This window comes from Paenibacillus sp. JT31N7 (genome assembly GCF_059692095.1).
The window spans coordinates 1,615,355-1,633,995 of the sequence record NZ_JCAUAT010000001.1 but is presented as its reverse complement, the minus strand read 5'-3'; the positions used below and the strand labels follow the sequence as shown (position 1 = coordinate 1,633,995).

Below are 18,641 nucleotides of genomic sequence, written 5' to 3'. Positions count from 1 at the left end.
TAACGAAGCGGATTGTGCACGAGCGGCGCATTCATGCGGCGGTTACCTATATGTAAAGGAGGAGTTAGTATGTTGACGGAGCGTCAGCGGATGATTTTGAATGCCATTGTAGATGATTATATTCGTTCCGCGGAGCCGATCGGTTCCAGAAGCATTTCCAAACGGGGCGATGTCGGTTTCAGTCCGGCCACGATCCGCAACGAAATGTCGGATCTCGAAGAATTGGGCTTTCTGGAGCAGCCGCATACGTCAGCAGGCCGTATTCCTTCTCATAAAGGGTACCGTTATTATGTGGATCACCTGGTGCGGCACGGTACGCTGGACGCTCACGAGCTGGAGACAGTCAAGCTGTTCTTCGCGGAGAAGGTCCAGGAGATGGAAGAGGTCATCCAGCATACGGCGAATATGCTGTCGGGCTTGACCAACTACACATCGATTGTACTCGGCCCCGAGGTTTTTACCAATACGCTGAAGCATCTGCAGATTATTCCGCTTAACGACAAGACCGCCGTTGCGATTATCGTGACGAATACGGGGCATGTCGAGAATAAAACCGTTGCGATCCCCCCGGGATTGCCGATGAACGAAATCGAGAAGGTCGTCAATTTGCTGAACGCACGCCTTCAAGGAGTGCCGCTGCTGCAGTTTAAGTCGAAGCTCTATACGGAAGTGGCCGGCGAGCTGAATAAGTACGCCGTAGGCTACCACGAGCTTCTGAACATGGTCGAAAGCGTGCTTGAGAATGACGAGAAAGACCGCATTTTCCTGGGCGGCACGACCAATATGCTGACACAGCCGGAATTTAAAGATGTGGATAAAGTTAAAAATATTTTGGATCTGCTGGAGCAAACTCCGGTTTTATTCAAATTGGTGACTTCATCGCCTACAGGACTCCAGATTAAGATCGGTTCGGAGAACAGTCTGGCCGCCATGAACGATTGCAGCCTGATTACGGCGACCTATTCGTATGACGATCAGCCGCTTGGAACGATCGGGATACTCGGACCTACGCGGATGGAATATGCCAAAGTGATCCGGCTTCTCGAGCACTTGTCCGCCAATATGGAAGTTCTTCTGTCACGGTGGTACAAATAGCGAGAGAGGTTTACAATGAGATTTTACATGAAGTTTAAGCGGGATTAGCTGGGGCAAACTGAAACGTGGCCGGCAGTCGCCGGCCCGTCCACTCTTTCAAGGAGGTGAACACGACAAGTGAGTACCGAAGAAACAAAGAACATCAACCCGGATACGAACGCCGCGGAAGCTGAAGAAGCTACATATAACGCGGAACAAGCAGAAGCTGCCGAAGCAGCGGCTCCTGATGCGGAAGGCGCGGCCACCGGCCCGAACGCGGAGCTGGATGAGCTTCGTAAAGCGGCCGAGGAAAGCCAGCAGCGTTTGCTGCGCGCTCAGGCCGATTTCGACAATTTCCGCCGCCGCACACGCCAGGAGAAAGAAGAGTTTGCGAAATACGCTTCTCTTAAGCTGATCGAACAAATGCTGCCGGTCATCGATAATTTCGACCGTGCGCTGGTTTCCAGCCGCGAGACGCAGGATTTCGAAGCTCTCACCAAAGGGATCGAAATGGTATACAGACAGCTCGAACAGCTCATGACCCAGGAGGGTCTGACGCCGATCGAAGCGGTAGGCCAACCCTTTAACCCGGAATTTCACCAGGCGATCATGCAGGTGGAATCGGATGAGCATGAAGAAGGCATCGTTGTGGAAGAAGTCCAGAAGGGCTACATGCTGAAGGATAGAGTAATCCGTCCTTCGATGGTTAAAGTCAGCATGTAAGCCGGAAGGGCTTTGGGCCCGGCGAATTCATATATACGCACCCCTAATAAGGAGGAAATAGATTATTATGAGCAAAGTAATCGGTATTGACTTAGGAACCACCAACTCCTGCGTAGCCGTAATGGAAGGCGGCGAAGCCGTCGTTATCCCTAACGCCGAAGGAAACCGCACCACTCCGTCCGTAGTGGGCTTCAAGAAAGACGGGGAGCGTGTTGTGGGCGAGACGGCAAAACGCCAGTCCATCACGAACCCGGACCGTACGATCATCTCCATCAAGCGTCACATCGGTACGAACCACAAGGAATCTATTGACGGTAAAGACTACACGCCGCAAGAGATTTCCGCGATCATTCTGCAAAAGCTGAAAGCCGACGCCGAAGCTTACCTGGGCTCTCCGGTAACGCAAGCGGTTATCACCGTTCCGGCTTACTTCAACGACAGCCAGCGTCAGGCGACTAAAGACGCCGGTAAAATCGCCGGTCTCGAAGTGCTGCGTATCGTCAACGAGCCTACCGCGGCTGCACTTGCTTACGGCCTGGAGAAATCCGAAGATCAGACGATCCTCGTGTATGACCTTGGCGGCGGTACGTTTGACGTATCTATCCTTGAACTCGGCGACGGCTTCTTCGAAGTTAAAGCGACAAGCGGCGACAACAAGCTGGGCGGCGACGACTTCGACCAAGTGATCATCGATCACCTGACGGCTGAATTCAAGAAAGAGCACGGCATCGACCTGAGCAAGGACAAAGCGGCTGTACAGCGTTTGAAAGATGCGGCCGAGAAAGCCAAGAAAGAACTTTCCAGCGTCCTGACAACGACCGTTTCCCTGCCGTTCATTACCGTTGTCGACGGAGTGCCTCAGCACTTGGAGCTTAACCTGACCCGTGCCAAGTTCGAAGAGCTTTCCGCGCAGCTGGTTGAAAGAACACTCGGCCCGACTCGCCAGGCTCTGAGCGATGCAGGCTTGTCCCCAAGCCAAATCGACAAAGTCGTACTGGTCGGCGGATCGACTCGTATTCCGGCTGTTGTCGAAGAAATTAAAAAGCTGATCGGTAAAGATCCCCACAAAGGCGTTAACCCGGATGAAGTTGTTGCCCTGGGCGCTGCCGTCCAAGCAGGCGTTCTGACCGGCGACGTTAAAGACGTGGTTCTTCTGGACGTAACTCCGCTGTCCCTCGGTATCGAAACGGCCGGCGGTGTATTCACCAAAATGATCGACCGCAACACTACGATTCCTACCAGCAAATCGCAAGTGTACACCACTTACGCGGACAACCAGACAAGCGTGGAAATCCACGTTCTGCAAGGCGAACGCGCGATGGCTAACGATAACAAAACACTCGGACGCTTCATGCTGGGAGACATTCCTCCGGCTCCGCGCGGTATTCCGCAAGTCGAAGTTACCTTCGATATCGATGCGAACGGGATCGTTAACGTGTCCGCTCTCGATAAGGGTACGGGCAAAAGCCAGAAGATCACGATCACTTCTTCCAGCGGCCTGAGCGATGAAGAAATCGATAAAATGATGAAGGATGCGGAGGCGCACGCCGAAGAAGACCGCAACCGCAAAGAACTCGTTGAAGTCCGCAACCAGGCTGACCAGCTTGTTTACAGCACGGACAAAACGATCAAGGAACTGGGCGACAAAGTTGACCAGGCCGAGATCGACAAAGCGAACGCAGCGAAGGAAAAAGTGAAGCAGGCGCTCGAAGGCAACGACCTGGCTGCAATCAAAGCGGCTACGGAAGAGCTGACCGAAGTGGTTCAGCAGCTTTCCGTGAAGCTGTATGAGCAGGCTGCCCAGCAGCAGGGAGCAGGCGACGCGGCTGGCGAAGCGTCCGAAGCCGGCAAGAAAGACAACGTAGTCGATGCGGATTACGAAGTAGTTGACGAGGACAAAGACAAGAAATAAAGGGAATTTCACACCGGGAACTGTCAGACACAAAGAGAAGTCAAAGCCGTCCGAAAACGGCTTTGACTTTCCCTATGTTTCGACAAGACCATCCGGTTGGGATTGCCGTTAAAGCAGCGGGGGTGGAGCGATGAGTAAACGGGACTATTACGAAGTGCTGGGCGTCGGCAAGGACGCGTCCGCGGAGGATGTCAAAAAAGCGTACCGGAAGCTGGCGCGCCAGTATCATCCGGACGTGAATAAGGCAGACGATGCCGAAACGAAGTTCAAAGAGGCCAAAGAAGCGTACGACGTATTGAGCGACGATCAGAAGCGTTCGACGTATGACCGTTTCGGCCATGTCGATCCGAATCAGGGAATGGGCGGCGGAGGCATGGGCGGCGCCGATTTCGGAGGATTCGGGGACATTTTCGACATGTTCTTCGGAGGCGGAGGCGGCGGCCGGCGCAATCCGAACGCGCCTCAGCGCGGCAGCGATCTGCAGTATAACCTGCAGATCGAATTCAAGGAAGCGGTATTCGGCAAGGAGCTTGATCTGCAAATTCCGCGTACGGAAAACTGCGACAAGTGTTCGGGTACGGGCGCCAAACCGGGTACACACCCGGAGACTTGTACGACCTGTCAAGGTTCGGGCCAGCAGGAAGTGGTTCAGAATACGCCGTTCGGCCGTATCGTGAACCGCCGTCCTTGCTCGACCTGTAACGGCCAGGGCAAAATTATCCGTCACAAGTGCGGAGAATGCGGCGGCTCCGGCAAGGTCAAGAAACAGCGCAAGATACACATCAAAATTCCGGCCGGCGTAGACGACGGCGCTCAGCTGCGCGTCAGCGGAGAGGGCGAAAGCGGTACGCGCGGAGGCCCGGCGGGCGATCTTTACGTCGTTATCCACGTGAAGGCGCACGAATATTTCGAACGCAGGGACGACGACATTTATCTGGATATGCCGCTGACCTTCGTTCAGGCGGCGCTCGGCGCGGAAGTGGAAGTGCCGACGCTGACGGAGAAAGTGAAGCTCAAGATTCCTGCAGGCACGGACACGGGAACGTATTTCCGTCTTCGCGGCAAAGGCGTTCCGAAGCTTCGCGGCTACGGACAGGGCGACCAGCACGTGCGAGTCGTGATTGTCACGCCGAAAAGCATGACCGACGAGCAAAAGGATCTGCTCCGCGAGTTCGCGAAAGTGAGCGGAGAAGATACGAAAGAGCACGAGGAGTCCTTCTTCGACCGGATGCGCAAGGCGTTCCGCGGAGACTGATTCCCGGGCATACAACTGCACGGCGCATGCCTGCAAAGCAAGCACCTTTCCCCTGGAGGAAAGGTGCTTTTTTCTTTTTGCGAATGGTTGAAATTTCGGGCTGGAACATCATGCGATTTCCTGTATAATAATTCGTTGTGCCCTAACGGGGACGCTCCGGCACAGGAGCGCGGACGGCCATTTTCAACGCAAAAGGAGGATCTTACTTGAAACCCAACATGGAATTGCAGCGGACGCTGAAGCTTTGGCATATCGTGGTCATCGGCCTCGGATATATGGCTCCTATGGCCGTGTTCGACACGTACGGAATCGTGTCGGAAGAAACGGGAGGCCACGTCCCGGCCGCTTATGCGCTGACTCTGCTGGCGATCCTTTTCACGGCGTCGAGCTACGGCAAAATGGTGAAAGTGTACCCGACGGCGGGCTCCGCTTACGCATATGCACGCAATACGATTCATCCGTATGCGGGCTTCCTGGTCGGTTGGGCGGCGCTGCTGGACTACTTGTTCCTGCCCATGATTAACGCCCTGCTGACGGGCATTTATTTGTCCGCGGTTTTCCCGGAAATTCCGGCCTGGATCTGGATCGTCGGTTTCGTCCTTTTTATTACGGCGCTGAACCTGCTGAAGGTGAAAATAACGGCTTCGGTCAACACGTTCCTCGTGCTTTTCCAGATCGTCGTCGTGGTCCTGTTCGCCGCACTGGCCGTAAAAGGCCTCCTGAATGGGCAAGGAGTCGGAGAGGTGTTCACCGCCCAGCCTTTCTACGCCCCGGATATGTCTATCCCGGCCCTGCTCGTGGGCGCCTCGATCCTGTGCTTCGCTTTCCTCGGGTTCGACGCGGTATCGACTTTGACCGAAGAGACTGTGGACCCGGAAAAGAACACGCCGCGGGCCATCATTCTCGTTGCGATGATCGGCGGGATCTTGTTTATGACGGCTTCGTACTTTACCCAGTCGCTGTTCCCGGACGTTTCCGTATTCGAAGACCCGGAGGGGGCTTCGCCGGAAATCGCCCTGTTTATCGGGGGCAAGGTGTTTCAGCTCGTGTTCCTGGCCGCGGCGCTTTCGTCCACACTGGCCTCCGGCCTCGTTTCGCTGACGAGCGTTACCCGCCTTTTGTACGCCATGGGCCGCGACAACTATCTGCCGAGAAAGATTTTCGGGTATGTTCATCCCAAATCGGGCACGCCGGTCTACAACGTCCTGTTTATCGGCTGCATTTCGCTGATCGCATTAAAGCTTGATCTCGTTACGGCTACCTCGTTTATTAACTTCGGGGCGCTTATTGCGTTCACGTTTGTGAACCTTTCGGTCATCATCCATTATATTTTCAAAAGGAAGCAGAGAAGCTTCGGCGATTATATGCGCTATCTGGTCGCCCCACTGATCGGAGCCGGGTTTGTGGCCTACATCTGGACACATCTGGACGGCCATTCGATGACGCTGGGATTGATCTGGACGGCGGTCGGGATCGTTTATTTGACTTATCTGGTCGCGGTCGCGAAAAGAGACGTAAAAGGAATCCAAATGGACGATTCCGGCAGTTAATGGGATCTGGCGGATAAATTCGATAGGCTCAATGGCTGCTGCAGCGGGTTGTGGCCGCAAGTTTTGCCCGCTGTCTTTGCTGCCGGTAAAAAGCACTCGCTTATATCCGCGGTCGGATGTGTCCGGACGGATTTGGGTGCAAGCGGACGAACGGCTTGTGCAACACCACCATCCTGGGACGCCAAGGACTCCGCCGGGAGCCTCGCGGGATAAGCAGGACTGGCGGAGCACGCCCCCGGCTGCATAAAAAGAGCTCCTGTAAAGCATGCTAATTTTTAGCTTGCATTAAGGAGGCATAAAACGATGAGCGAAAACCGGAACGAGCAGGAAGAAATCTCCGAGCAGATTTCACAGCTGATTCCGATCGGCAAAAACGAGGATGTGGAGTTCAGCTCGGAAGAAGCCGACGCGGAAGATCTGGAAGCTCTGCAGCGCGCGAGTGCCGCGGACAGCCGTCAGGAGCGGCAGGGTCCATGAGCGAGAAGAGCATACTCGCGACTTTCCGCTCCCCCGAGGAAGCCGAGGGAGCGGCAGCCAAGCTGAAAGCGCTACGGGTGATCGATATGCAGATCGCCCGGTTCGACCGCTTTCAGGGAGAAGACGTTCAGCAGCAGATGAATCCGCTGAACGGGGATTTCGCCAGCCTCGGCAACTTGACGCAGAGTGCCGAGTGGTATTCGCCCGATGCCGGAATTCTCGCGGCGGCGGACCCTACCGCCAGCGGAATGAGCGACGGCGGATCGGGGATGCCGACCGGCCGCGATATTCTGCTGACGGTCGTGGTGGACGAGAGCACGCATCATCAGGCCATGCGTGTGATCAGGGAATGCGGGGGCGAGATCTGACGGCCGGCCGGTCGGGCAACCGGGCCGGAACGCCGGAACTGCTGCCCCGCATAGCGGCTGTCCGCCGTGGCCGGTACACGGCGCGTATGGCGGCAAAGCCCGCCGCGCAGCGGGGCGGCTGTGAAGCAAGCGTGCCGTCCGCGTCCGCAGAGCGCGACGTGCTGCCGCATGCCGGGTGCTGCAAGCCCCCGGACGCGCTGTAGAGCCCGGCATCCGGCTTAAGCGCGTGCATGACCATCCGGCGTGCCGCCGATGAAATCGCACTGTCGAACAGCCGGCGGCTTGCCAACGGACGGAGCCCGCACCGGCAGCGACCTGTAAAAGCCCTCACTCCTCGCGTTTCAAAGCGGAGGAGTGAGGGCTTTCTTGCATGTCCCGCATAAGCCGTTATCGCGGCCAATGCAGCAGGTTTTACCGGGCTTGTAAAGTATAGTACAATAACAAGATATGTGAGCGGATAAGCAAGCAAAGGTCCGCAAGGGGGAACAAGTCGCGATGCGTTGGCATGAAATTACGGTAAACACGACGGAACAAGCCGTCGAAATGATCTCCAATTTTCTCCATGAATTTGAAGCCGGAGGGGTTTCCATCGAAGAATCCGGCACTTTGAATAAGAAGCGGGATACTTCGCTCGGACAGTGGTACGAGCTTCCTTTTAACGATATTCCGGAAGGCCGTGCCGTTATCAAAGGGTACTTCGTGGAAGGAACCGAGCTGGATCCCATTATGAGTACGCTCAAGCAGTCGGTCGAAGGTCTGACCGAATTCGGTATCGATACGGGGAATCCGTCTTACGAGCTGCGCGAGGTGGACGACGAAGACTGGGCGAACGCCTGGAAGCAGTACTTCAAACCCGTCCGCATTACCGAACGTTTAACGATCAAACCGACATGGGAAGAATATACGGCATCGGAAGGTGAAATTATTCTGGAGCTCGATCCGGGAATGGCCTTCGGTACGGGAACCCATGCCACCACGTCGCTGTGCCTCAAGACTCTCGAAGAGGTCATCAAGGGCGGCGAAGATGTGATCGACGTGGGCACGGGCTCCGGCATCCTGTCGATCGCTGCGGCCAAACTCGGTGCCCGCCATGTTCTCGCCGTCGATCTTGATCCGGTTGCGGTTTCGAGCGCAAGCGAGAACTCCAAGCTCAACGGCTTGGAGAACAAGATTCACGTGAAGCTGAGCGATCTCCTGGGCGTTTTCAAAGAAAGCGAAGCGGGCGGGGGCGCGGATCTCGGCGTGAAACTCCCCGTTCAGGTGGTCGTCGCGAACATTTTGGCGGAAATCATTCTGCTCTTCCTTGACGATGTGTACAAAGTGCTGGCGCCAGGCGGCTATTATGTCGTTTCCGGCGTTATTCTAAGCAAGCAGAAAGATGTGGAAAACGGTCTCCTCGCAGCCGGCTTCGAAGTCGAGGACGTGCGCCGCGACGGAGAATGGGTCGTGCTGATCGCGCGGAAACGGTAGGCGGGCGACATGGGGGATTTCAACGCCATTTTACAGATGCTTCCGTTCACGCTGCTCGTGCTCATCATCGCCTTTACGGTGCATGAGTTCGCGCACGCCTACTCGGCTTACAAATTCGGGGACCCTACCGCTTACAAAGAGGGGCGGGTGACGCTGAATCCCCGCGTTCATCTCGATGTGCTGGGGACGCTGCTGTTCGTCATCGCCGGGTTCGGCTGGGCGAAGCCCGTTCCCGTCCGGCGCTCGAATTTCAAAAAGCCCCGCCTCATGGGCGTCATCGTCAGCTTCGCCGGGCCTTTCAGCAATTTGGTGCTCGGCTTCCTAGGCATTATCGTGTTTTATGTGCTGCTGAACTACACGGGAATCGTGGGCTGGTCCGCGGGCGTGCAGAAGGCCGTGCTGATTTTTATGATCCTGTTCGTGAAAATGAACGTGCTGCTGTTCATCCTGAACCTGCTCCCGGTTCCTCCACTCGACGGATACCGGATTCTGGAGGATGTGCTCCCCGTCGCCGGGCGCGAAAAGCTTAGGCAGTATGAGCAGTGGGGAATGCTTGTCCTGCTGCTGGTCGCGTTTATCCCGCCTTTGTACCGGGTCACGCTGGGGCCGATTTTTTCGCTGCAGTACGATATTATTTATGCGTTTAACGATTGGATCGGTTCGCTTTTCGGCCAGCGGCTGCCCATCGACCAGTTTTTCAGACTGATCGGATAAAAGGCGCCCCGGGCATTCCCGGCGGACGGAAAAGGCCTTATACGCCACAGCGGTGAAGTCGGGCCGACACGGAACGGCACTATGAAAATTTGTGCCAGTGGTAGCTTTTGAAGCGAGAACATTGTAAGATGAAATGTACGCGATTTTTAGCATTTTCGACAAAGAAAGAGTGGCCGCGATGCAAAGATATTTCATTCCAGCCGGAAATTTCGGCGCGGATTCCGTCGTGATTACAGACGACGATGCCCATCATCTCGCGCGTGTCATGCGTGCCGAAGAGGGCGACCGCTGCATCTGCAGCGACGGCATCAGCCGTGAAGCGATCGTCGAAATTACGGCGGTCGACAAAAACCGCGTCGAAGCGAAAATCGTCGAGACGCTGGAAATGAGCGCGGAGCCTGCCGTCGAGGTATGGATCGCGCAAAGTCTGCCGAAGGGCGACAAGATGGAGACGGTCATCCAGAAGGGGACCGAAATCGGCGCCGCGCGTTTTCTGCCGTTCGTGTCCGAACGGACCGTCGTCCAGTACGATGCGAAGAAAGAAGCCAAGCGCACCGAGCGCTGGAATAAAATAGCCAAGGAAGCGGCGGAGCAGGCGCACCGGAACCGGATTCCGGCCATCGAGCCCGTGCTTTCGTGGAAAGCTCTTTTGAAGCTGGTATCCGAAGCCGCGGATGGAGCCTGGATCTGTTACGAGAAAGAAGACGGATTCGGCATCGGAACGGCGATCCGCCGTTATTTCGGGACACGGGACGGCCAGGCGGACGAAAGCGGAGCTTCGCGAGAAGCAGCGGGAACCGGTTCGGCCAGCGGAGCGGACGGTAAACCGTCCAGGCTGCTGCTTCTTATAGGCCCCGAAGGCGGATTCTCCGAGCAGGAGATCCGCGAGGCCGAGGCTGCGGGCTGCGTGTCCGTGTCGCTCGGACGGAGAATTTTACGCACGGAGACGGCCGCTATGGTCGGGCTTGCGTGCATCCTATACGAATCCGGAGAGATGGGAGGATAAACATCATGTCAACTGTGGCATTTCACACCTTGGGGTGCAAAGTTAATTTTTACGACACCGAAGCGATCTGGCAGATGTTCAAAGGCGAAGGGTATGAACAGGTCGATTTTGAACAGACGGCGGACGTTTACGTGATCAATACGTGTACCGTTACGAATACCGGCGACAAAAAAAGCCGCCAGATGATCCGCCGTGCCGTGCGGCGCAATCCGGAGGCCATCGTGGCCGTTACGGGCTGCTACGCGCAGACTTCGCCTGCCGAAATCATGGCGATTCCGGGCGTCGATCTCGTGATCGGAACGCAGGACCGCGACAAAATCATTTCCCTGGTGAAACAGTTCCAGCAGGAGCGCCAACCGATCAACGCCGTGCGCAACATCATGAAAACGCGCCAGTTCGAGGAACTGGACGTGCCGGATTTTGCCGACCGCACCCGTGCGTTTCTGAAAATCCAGGAAGGCTGCAACAATTTCTGCACCTTCTGCATCATTCCGTGGTCGCGCGGCCTTATGCGCAGCCGGGAGCCGGAGAGCGTAGTCAAGCAGGCGCACATGCTCGTTGACGCGGGTTACAAAGAAATCGTGCTGACGGGCATTCACACCGGCGGCTACGGCGAAGATATGGAGAATTACAGCTTGGCCCGCCTGCTGTGGGACCTGGACAAGGTAGACGGTTTGAACCGGATCCGGATCTCCTCGATCGAAGCGAGCCAGATTACGGACGAAGTGCTGGAAGTGCTGGGCACCTCCGATAAAATGTGCCGTCATCTGCACATTCCGCTCCAGGCCGGCAACGACCAGGTTCTGGCACGGATGCGCCGCAAATATACGACCGCCGAATACGGCCGTAAAATCGAGCTGATCCATAAAGCGCTCCCCGGTGCGGCCATTACGACGGACATCATCGTCGGTTTCCCTGGCGAAACGGACGAAATGTTCCGCGAAGGCTATGCCTTTATGGAACAGATGAAGTTCGCCGAAATGCACGTATTCCCGTATTCCAAACGGACGGGAACGCCCGCCGCGCGGATGCTGGATCAAATCGACGAAGAGATCAAGAACGCACGCGTTCACGAACTGATCGACTTGTCGGAGAAAATGCAGCTGGAGTACGCCAAGCAATATGTAGGCAAACAACTGGAAGTTATTCCGGAGCGTGCCTACAAAGGTGCCGCCGAAGACAGCGGTCTGCTGATGGGTTACAGCGACAACTATATGCAGATGGTATTCGAGGCGCCGGAAGAGATGATCGGCCGGGTATGTACGGTGGAAGTTGAGGAAGCCGGCGTGAACGAATCCACAGGCAAGCTGATCCGTGTGGCGGAAGAAGAGCATTCCGCGTCCGCGAATCGGATCAAAGCGATTGTCTAAGAAACGTTTTTAGCGGGTTGACAGACCCTAGGCACGGTGTTAAGATGGGGTACAATTCCATTGATTTCCATCTACCGGACAGCCGGAGACATAAGCGAGAGCTTATTGTTTCCGGCTTTTTTGCGTAGCCGAAAGGAGTGAAGCTCGCGGGCCGCGGGAAGGGGGCGTGAATGAGAGACGACTTTATAGTGATCATAATCCGACTAAATACATGTGTTAAGTCAAATATGTGAATGTAAATAAACATCGAAGGAGCGGTGGAACATGGGAAACGCAATTCCGGAAGTGGAATTCGGCTGGTTTATTCCAACTACGGGAGACGGCAAATATATCGGAGTCGAGCCGGAAAGAGAATCATCCGCCGATTATATGATTCAAGTGGCGCAAGCAGCGGAGGAAGCGGGCTTTACGTTCGCCCTCATTCCCACAGGCGGGTCCTGCCTGGATGCCTGGATTGTCGGCTCCATCGTCGCCTCGCATACGAAGACGCTCAAGCCTCTTGTGGCGATGAGGCCGGGGCTGATCGCGCCTGTTCTTGCCGCGAGAATGGCCGCCACGCTCGACGTCCTCTCCGGCGGCCGAACGCTGATCAACGTCGTAACGGGAGGGTCTCCGTCCGACTTGGCGGCAACGGGAGATCCGCTCGCCGGCGATCATGACGAGCGGTACGTGCGCACCCGCGAATTTCTGCATATCGTCCGCAGTGTGTGGACGCGTTCAAACGACAGTGAAGGGAATTTTCTCGCCGGAAGCGGGTACAAGTACGGCGATGCGGAGAAGGTGGAATTCAGCGAGAAGTACTACCGGCTCGAAGGTGGAGCGGGGCTGCCTCTGCCCGTGCAAAAGCCTTATCCGCCCCTTTATTTCGGAGGAAGCTCCGAAGCGGGGAAGCGAACGGCCGTCGAAACCTCGGACGTGTACCTGATGTGGGCGGAGCCTCTCTCCTGGATACGGGACCAGATCGGGGAAGTAGAGCGAATCCGGGCTGAAGTGAAGGCGTCCACCGGGAAAGAGCGCGAGCTCCGCTACGGGCTGAGGGCGCAGGTGGTCGTGCGGGAGACGGAGGAAGAAGCCTGGAAAGACGCGTGGGAGATTATTTCCAAAGTGGACGACAGCGCGATCGAATGGTCCAGCCACCGGTTTAAGGAAACGGATGCGACGAACCAGCAGCGCCAGAACTCCCTGCGGGAAGGTTCCCGGGCGAACGGGTATGTGATCGGTCCGAATTTGTGGGCGGGCATTTCCATTGTGCGCGGCGGAGGGGCCATGACGTTCGTGGGCAGTGCCGAGCGGGTGGCGGACCGTTTGCTGGAATTTACGGATATCGGCATTTCTTCGTTTATTCTTTCGGGGTATCCGAATCTGGAAGAAGCCCGGATTACGGGAGATTTGCTGCTGCCGGTTTTCAAGAGAAAGCTGGCGGAGCGCGGAGCGGCCGGGGTGATTGCTTTTTCCGGTCATAAGGAGAAGATCGAGGCCTAGGTCCCGGAGAGACCGCTAGAATTCTTTAAAACTCAAGTGAAAGGGGAGAAAGGATGAGAGCTGCAGGCAAAACGGCTCCGGCGGCGGATGTCGGAAAGGGTGCGTATCGGCGGGCCTTACCTTTTGCGCTCCTGATGATTCTTCTGCTGTCGGGCTGTATAGGCAAGGGGGAGCAAGCCTTAACGGAAGGTGCGGCCCCGGCCGGAAAAAGCGGGAAAGGCAAAGTGACGGTGGGCATCGGAATCCAGCAGAGCCTGGGACCGCTGCTGATCGCCCGGGAGAAGAAATGGTTCGAGGAAGCATTCGCGGAAGCGGGGGCGGAGGTCAAGTGGCAGGAGTTTCAGAGCGGCCCTCCCCATTTCGAGTCCATTACGGCCGGACGGCTCGATTTCGGAATCGTCGGGAACGGGCCTGTCATTGCCGCCCAGGCAGGCAAGGTGGAATTTAAAGAAATCGCCGTAAGCGGCGACGGGAAGAAAGGGAACGCGATTCTCGTTCCGAAAGGCAGCCCGCTCAAAACGGTGCAGGACCTGAAAGGCAAAAAAATTGCCGTTGCCAAGGGCAGCAGCGGCTGGATTTTCTTGTACAGAGCGATCGTCCAAGCCGGTTTAAAGCCCGAGGACATTAAAATCGTCCAGCTTCAGCCGGACGAGGCCAGGCCCGCATTTCAGACCGGGGCCGTGGATGCCTGGGCGGTCTGGGAGCCGTTTATAACGAGCGAGATCGCGTCGGGAGGCGCATCGGTCCTGGCTGACGGCAAGCAGCTCGATCTTCTCGGGCCGGGCTTTATCGTGGCGCGCAGCGAGTTTACCCGGGATCATCCGGATTTGACGGTGCTTTTCCTGAAAACGTACGAGGAAGCCAGGCTGTGGCTGACGGAGCATCAGGAGGAAGCGGTCGGTATTTTATCCAAGGCTAAAAAGCTGGATCCCGAAATCGTGCGGAAAGTGCTGAGCAACCTTGAAGCGCTGAACGCGGTCATAACGCCGGAATTTGTGGAGGCGCAGCAGTCGACTGCGGATTTTATGCTCTCGCAGGACGCGATCAAGCAGAAGATCGACGTGACCGCGGTGGTGGATAATTCCTTCATCGAACAGGCGCTGAAACAGGTTACGGCAGGCAAATAAGCGGCAGGCGGAGCGTAAAAGTGTCAAAGCGTTTTGGCTTTATAAGGTTCCGGAGAGCGGCTGCACACCTTTTTATCGGATAAGGAAAATAGAGAGAAAAGAAGCTGCGGATCGGCCGCCTGCAGGGGCGGAGGTCCCTTTTTTTCATGGGCAAAAACGCGCCGTGTGTTTAAAACTTGTTTTTCCGGGGGTAATAGGTAGCAGGAATGTTACACACACAGCTGGATGGAGGGGGACGCATGACCGACACCGAGCAGACGGATAAGCCCGGGAAAAAAGGCGGAACGACACCGAAAAAGAAGAGAAAAGCGCGTAAAATCGCCGGTTTTGTCGTTCTGGGAGCGTTAGTCTGTGTACTTGGTGCAGGAGCTTGGGCAGCAAAGACGGGAATCGAAATGTACCGGCAGACGGATCTTTCGAAGCTGGCGCAGGAGCCGCCGATGCCGCTGCGGATTTACGATGCGAACAAGGAACTGATCACGGAACTGACCAATTCCAGAATGGAATATGTTCCGTATTCGGCGTTTCCGAAGCAACTTACGAATGCGATTGTTGCGGTGGAAGATTCCCGGTTTTACGAGCATGACGGGATTGATTACAAGGGGCTCAGCCGCGCGTTGTTTACAAATGTGAGAAATGGGGAGGTTGTGCAGGGCGGGAGTACGATTACCCAGCAGCTCGCCAAAGTGAAGCTGTTCAGCTCGGAGCAGACGCTTCAGCGCAAAATCAATGAAGCGGTCGCCGCCCTTAAGATCGAAAACAATTACGGCAAAGAGCAAATTCTGGAGCTTTACCTCAATTATATTTATTACGGCCGGGGCGCCTGGGGAATCGAGCGGGCTTCGCAGATCTATTTCGGGAAAAACACTTCCGAGCTTACGCTGGCGGAAGCGGCGCTGCTTGCGGGACTGCCGAAGTCGCCGAATGCGTATTCGCCGCTTAACAATCCCGACAAAGCCAAAGAGCGCCGGGATCTCGTGCTCAGCATGATGGCGTCGCAGGGGAAGATTACGGCAGAAGAACGGGACCTTGCCCAGAATGAACCCATTAAGCTGACGGAGAATACCTCCCTTTCGGCAAGCAACAAATACCCCACTTATGTGGATTATGTTATTCAGGAAACGCTGGATAAAACGAAAATGTCCGAGCAGGAAATTTTATCGTCGGGTCTGGAAATTTACACGAATCTGGATCCGAAAGTTCAGGATACGGCCGAAGCTGTCTACCGGGACAAGAAAAATTTTCCCGGCGATAAAGGCGGGCTGCAGAGCTCGGTCGTTGTCCTGGATGCGAAGACCGGTGCGGTAAAAGGGCTGGTCGGCTCCCGCAGCGAAACGAAGGAGTTCCGGGCGTTTAATTACGCGACGCAGCTTCAGCGCCAGCCTGGCTCGACGATCAAACCTTTGGTCGTGTATACGCCGGCACTGCTGGCCGGATTCAAGCCCCAGGATCTGATCAACGACACGGAAACGGAATTCGCCGTCGGCTACAAGCCAAACAATTACGGCCACAGGTTCCACGGCTGGGTGACGATGGAGGAAGCGCTGGCTCAATCCTATAATGTGCCCGCCGTGGCGCTAATGAAGGAAGTGGGCGTCGAGAAGGCGCTGGCTTTCGGGCGCAAGGCCGGTCTTCCTCTGGAAGACGATGACCGGGTTTACGGGCTTGCCCTGGGCGGCATGAAATACGGGACTTCTCCGCTCGTCATGGCGCAGGCGTACACGATGTTTGCCAATGGCGGCAGCCTGGCTCACGCTTATGCGGTCACGCAGGTGAAGGACCGCGGCGGCAACGTCATTCTGGAGCAGAAAACGAACACGGAGCGCGTAATTGATGCCAATACGGCCTATACGATGTCGGAGATGCTCCAGAAGGTCATTACGGAAGGTTCGGGCCGCAACGCAAGGCTTAACCGCGATGTGGCGGGCAAAACGGGAACGACTCAGCTTCCCGATGTAGCCGAATTCCGCACTTCATCCGGGGGCGTTATCGACGGCTCCAAAGATGCGTGGTTCGTCGGTTATACGCCGGAGCTGGTGACGGCCGTATGGGTCGGTTATCCGGTGACGAACCGCGAGCACTACCTGACGACAGGCGGAGACAAGCTTCCGGCCGCCATTTTCCAGAAAATCATGAGCCAGGCGCTCAAGGGGCAGCCGGTCACCGCCTTCAAAGCTCCCCGAGGCTACCGCCTTGCGGGAGGAAAAATCCAGCGGATCAACGGAGAGAACGGCAAAGCCTACGCCTCCGTCGATTCCAGAGAGCGTAAAAGCGTAAACCGCACGCGGACGGCGGATTCTTCGGGCGGGGAAGCAACCGCGACCCCGTCGCCGTCCCAAACGCCGGCGGATGGGGCAAACGCCGCTCCCGGGGGAAAAGAGACCCCGGCGGGTACCGGCAGTCCGCCTCCCAAGGACGGCACGGGAAGCGTGAAGCCTCCCGTCGGGGGCAAAGAGCCGCCGGAAGCCACGGGGAAGCCTTCCGGAGAAGCTTCCCCGCAGCCTTCGCCGGGAGTCAAACCGCCTTCCGGAGAGGCGACGCCTTCGGCCTCCGCGAAGCCGACTCCGAAGCCTCAGGCCAAGAAGGAGGAGGGAGGCACAGCGGGGACCGGCGTGAGCGCTTCCCGGCCGAGCCCCGTTCCTTCGCCTTCTCCGGTCGGCGCAGGAACGGCTGTCGGTTACTGAACCGGCAGGAGCTTGGCTGAGACGGGGAAATGTTCTGAAGGACGGAGTCCGTTTGGCCCATGAGAATGCCGAGAGAGTATCCTTTGCAATCAAGAAACCGCGTTTATCGCGGTTTTTTTGTGCGCGGATATGAGGGTTTCATTCGGGGATTGGAAGAAATCTTGCCAAGGAAACCCGCTGAAAATCCGAAGGCGGGCAAACCTTAACAGCGGGGAGCGTGAACGCAAAGCAGCGATGTGAAGCAATCCTGAAACAAGCCGCGAACAATAAACACGAAAAAGGCAAGGCGCAAAAGCAAAACCCGCTCACGGTATAGTGAGCGGGTTCTTTTATAAATAGGCATGAAATATTTGAGTCCCAAAATTACTGTCTTAATTTAGACCATGTGGCGGAACCGACGATTCCGTCCGAAGTAAGCGAGTTAGCCGTCTGGAACTTCTTCACGGCCGTCTCCGTACCGCTGCCGAAAATTCCGTCGGCTGTTACCGTGTAGCCTTTTTTGGTCAGCAGGCGCTGAAGAACTTTCACTTCGTCACCGGAGCTGCCCGAGCGGAGCACGGTCGTCGTGGTGGAGAGCGCGTCCAGCTTGGCATTGGTCGCCACGCCTACGATTCCGTCAGAAGTCAGGCCGTGCGCGGATTGGAACTGCTTCACTGCGGTGTCCGTGCCGCTGCCGAAGATGCCGTCCGTGGAGACCGTGTAGCCGACTTTGTTAAGCTGCTGCTGCAGCTCCGTTACTTCCGGCCCCTGATCTCCAAGCCTCAGTACGCCGTCATCCGGTGTGGTGGAGCCGCCGGCAACGATATGGTGAACGCCGTCGGTCGTCGGAAGCGGGAAGCTGAGGCCGGCCTGCGCCGCCACGTCTCTCAGCTGGCTGTTGACGAACGTTCTGCCGTTCAGGGCGTTGCCCGCCGAATCTCTTACGGTAGCGTCAAACGCGATACCGCGAGTGTGCGGAGCGGTATTGCTGGGCTTCGCTACTTCCGTGCCGAGTCCGTGGGCCGCTTTTTCCGCCGCCACGCAGGACGATTTGGAAGCATTCTGCACGATTTCATACAAATGCCGCTGATACTGGTACGGACGGTAAGCCGAGTTGAAGGTAATCGTCCAGTTTTTCTGCTTCAGCAAGCTGACGTACTTGTCCCGTTTTTGAATCAGGATAGGGTCTACATTGTCCCAGATTACTTTCTCTCCGTTTTCCATTCTGATTGCGAGGGGATCCGTCATATTGGACAAATATCCCCCGCAGGTCTCGGTTGCGGATGCGGAGTTGGCTATCATCAGGGAAGAGAACATGAGGCCCGTACACGTGACTGCGATCATTGATTTTTTTCCTAACATAAGTTACCTCCTGTAAATGCAATTTGGGAAAGATACCCAAGTATAATTACACAACATAAACGTTTTTTAAGCAATAAATTCCATATTA

At 56.3% G+C, this 18,641-nt stretch carries 15 protein-coding genes; 14 read left to right on the top strand and 1 reads right to left on the bottom strand.

The annotated features are described in order from the left end of the window. Positions 1-69 precede the first annotated feature (69 nt). The 14 genes from hrcA (at position 70) to AC58P5_RS07315 (ending at position 17,212) form a co-directional block, all read left to right on the top strand. Positions 70-1,095 (top strand): heat-inducible transcriptional repressor HrcA, encoded by a 1,026-nt coding sequence (gene hrcA / locus AC58P5_RS07380; RefSeq protein ID WP_009675428.1) that lies wholly within the window; start codon positions 70-72, stop codon positions 1,093-1,095. Between the two features lie 117 nt (positions 1,096-1,212). Then, entirely contained in the window at positions 1,213-1,797 is a 585-nt protein-coding gene (gene grpE, locus AC58P5_RS07375; protein ID WP_497385478.1) for a nucleotide exchange factor GrpE, read from the top strand. Between the two features lie 67 nt (positions 1,798-1,864). Beyond that, positions 1,865-3,709, top strand: a complete 1,845-nt coding sequence (gene dnaK / locus AC58P5_RS07370; RefSeq protein WP_497385477.1) for a molecular chaperone DnaK — start codon at positions 1,865-1,867, stop codon at positions 3,707-3,709. Between the two features lie 130 nt (positions 3,710-3,839). Then, positions 3,840-4,964, top strand: coding sequence for a molecular chaperone DnaJ (gene dnaJ, locus AC58P5_RS07365; protein WP_497385476.1), 1,125 nt, complete (start codon positions 3,840-3,842; stop codon positions 4,962-4,964). 206 nt (positions 4,965-5,170) lie between these two features. After that, positions 5,171-6,514, top strand: coding sequence for an APC family permease (locus tag AC58P5_RS07360; protein ID WP_497385475.1), 1,344 nt, complete (start codon positions 5,171-5,173; stop codon positions 6,512-6,514). Between the two features lie 303 nt (positions 6,515-6,817). Then, positions 6,818-6,991, top strand: a complete 174-nt coding sequence (locus tag AC58P5_RS07355; protein WP_497385474.1) for a YfhD family protein — start codon at positions 6,818-6,820, stop codon at positions 6,989-6,991. After that, positions 6,988-7,359, top strand: coding sequence for a hypothetical protein (locus AC58P5_RS07350; RefSeq protein WP_497385473.1), 372 nt, complete (start codon positions 6,988-6,990; stop codon positions 7,357-7,359). Before AC58P5_RS07355 ends, AC58P5_RS07350 begins: the two co-directional genes overlap by 4 nt. 495 nt (positions 7,360-7,854) lie before the next feature. After that, positions 7,855-8,829, top strand: coding sequence for a 50S ribosomal protein L11 methyltransferase (gene prmA / locus AC58P5_RS07345; RefSeq protein ID WP_497385472.1), 975 nt, complete (start codon positions 7,855-7,857; stop codon positions 8,827-8,829). 9 nt (positions 8,830-8,838) lie between these two features. Further along, the gene (locus tag AC58P5_RS07340) at positions 8,839-9,543 is read left to right on the top strand and encodes a site-2 protease family protein (RefSeq protein WP_497385471.1); all 705 of its coding nucleotides are present in this window, start codon (positions 8,839-8,841) and stop codon (positions 9,541-9,543) included. Between the two features lie 178 nt (positions 9,544-9,721). Continuing rightward, positions 9,722-10,549, top strand: coding sequence for a 16S rRNA (uracil(1498)-N(3))-methyltransferase (locus AC58P5_RS07335; protein WP_497385470.1), 828 nt, complete (start codon positions 9,722-9,724; stop codon positions 10,547-10,549). A gap of 5 nt (positions 10,550-10,554) precedes the next feature. Continuing rightward, positions 10,555-11,919: a tRNA (N(6)-L-threonylcarbamoyladenosine(37)-C(2))-methylthiotransferase MtaB gene (mtaB, locus tag AC58P5_RS07330; protein WP_497385469.1), complete on the top strand. Its 1,365-nt coding sequence runs from the start codon at positions 10,555-10,557 to the stop codon at positions 11,917-11,919. Positions 11,920-12,183: 264 nt separating this feature from the next. Then, positions 12,184-13,401, top strand: a complete 1,218-nt coding sequence (locus AC58P5_RS07325) for an LLM class flavin-dependent oxidoreductase (RefSeq protein ID WP_497385468.1) — start codon at positions 12,184-12,186, stop codon at positions 13,399-13,401. A 53-nt stretch (positions 13,402-13,454) separates the two neighbouring features. Then, positions 13,455-14,528, top strand: a complete 1,074-nt coding sequence (locus AC58P5_RS07320; RefSeq protein WP_497385466.1) for an aliphatic sulfonate ABC transporter substrate-binding protein — start codon at positions 13,455-13,457, stop codon at positions 14,526-14,528. A gap of 239 nt (positions 14,529-14,767) precedes the next feature. After that, the gene (locus tag AC58P5_RS07315) at positions 14,768-17,212 is read left to right on the top strand and encodes a transglycosylase domain-containing protein (protein WP_497385464.1); all 2,445 of its coding nucleotides are present in this window, start codon (positions 14,768-14,770) and stop codon (positions 17,210-17,212) included. 363 nt (positions 17,213-17,575) lie between these two features. Here the strand turns inward: AC58P5_RS07315 and AC58P5_RS07310 are convergent, their stop codons facing one another. Further along, on the bottom strand, positions 17,576-18,553 hold the full coding sequence (locus AC58P5_RS07310; protein ID WP_497385462.1) for a peptidoglycan-binding protein: 978 nt from the start codon (positions 18,551-18,553) through the stop codon (positions 17,576-17,578). Positions 18,554-18,641: the final 88 nt, after the last annotated feature.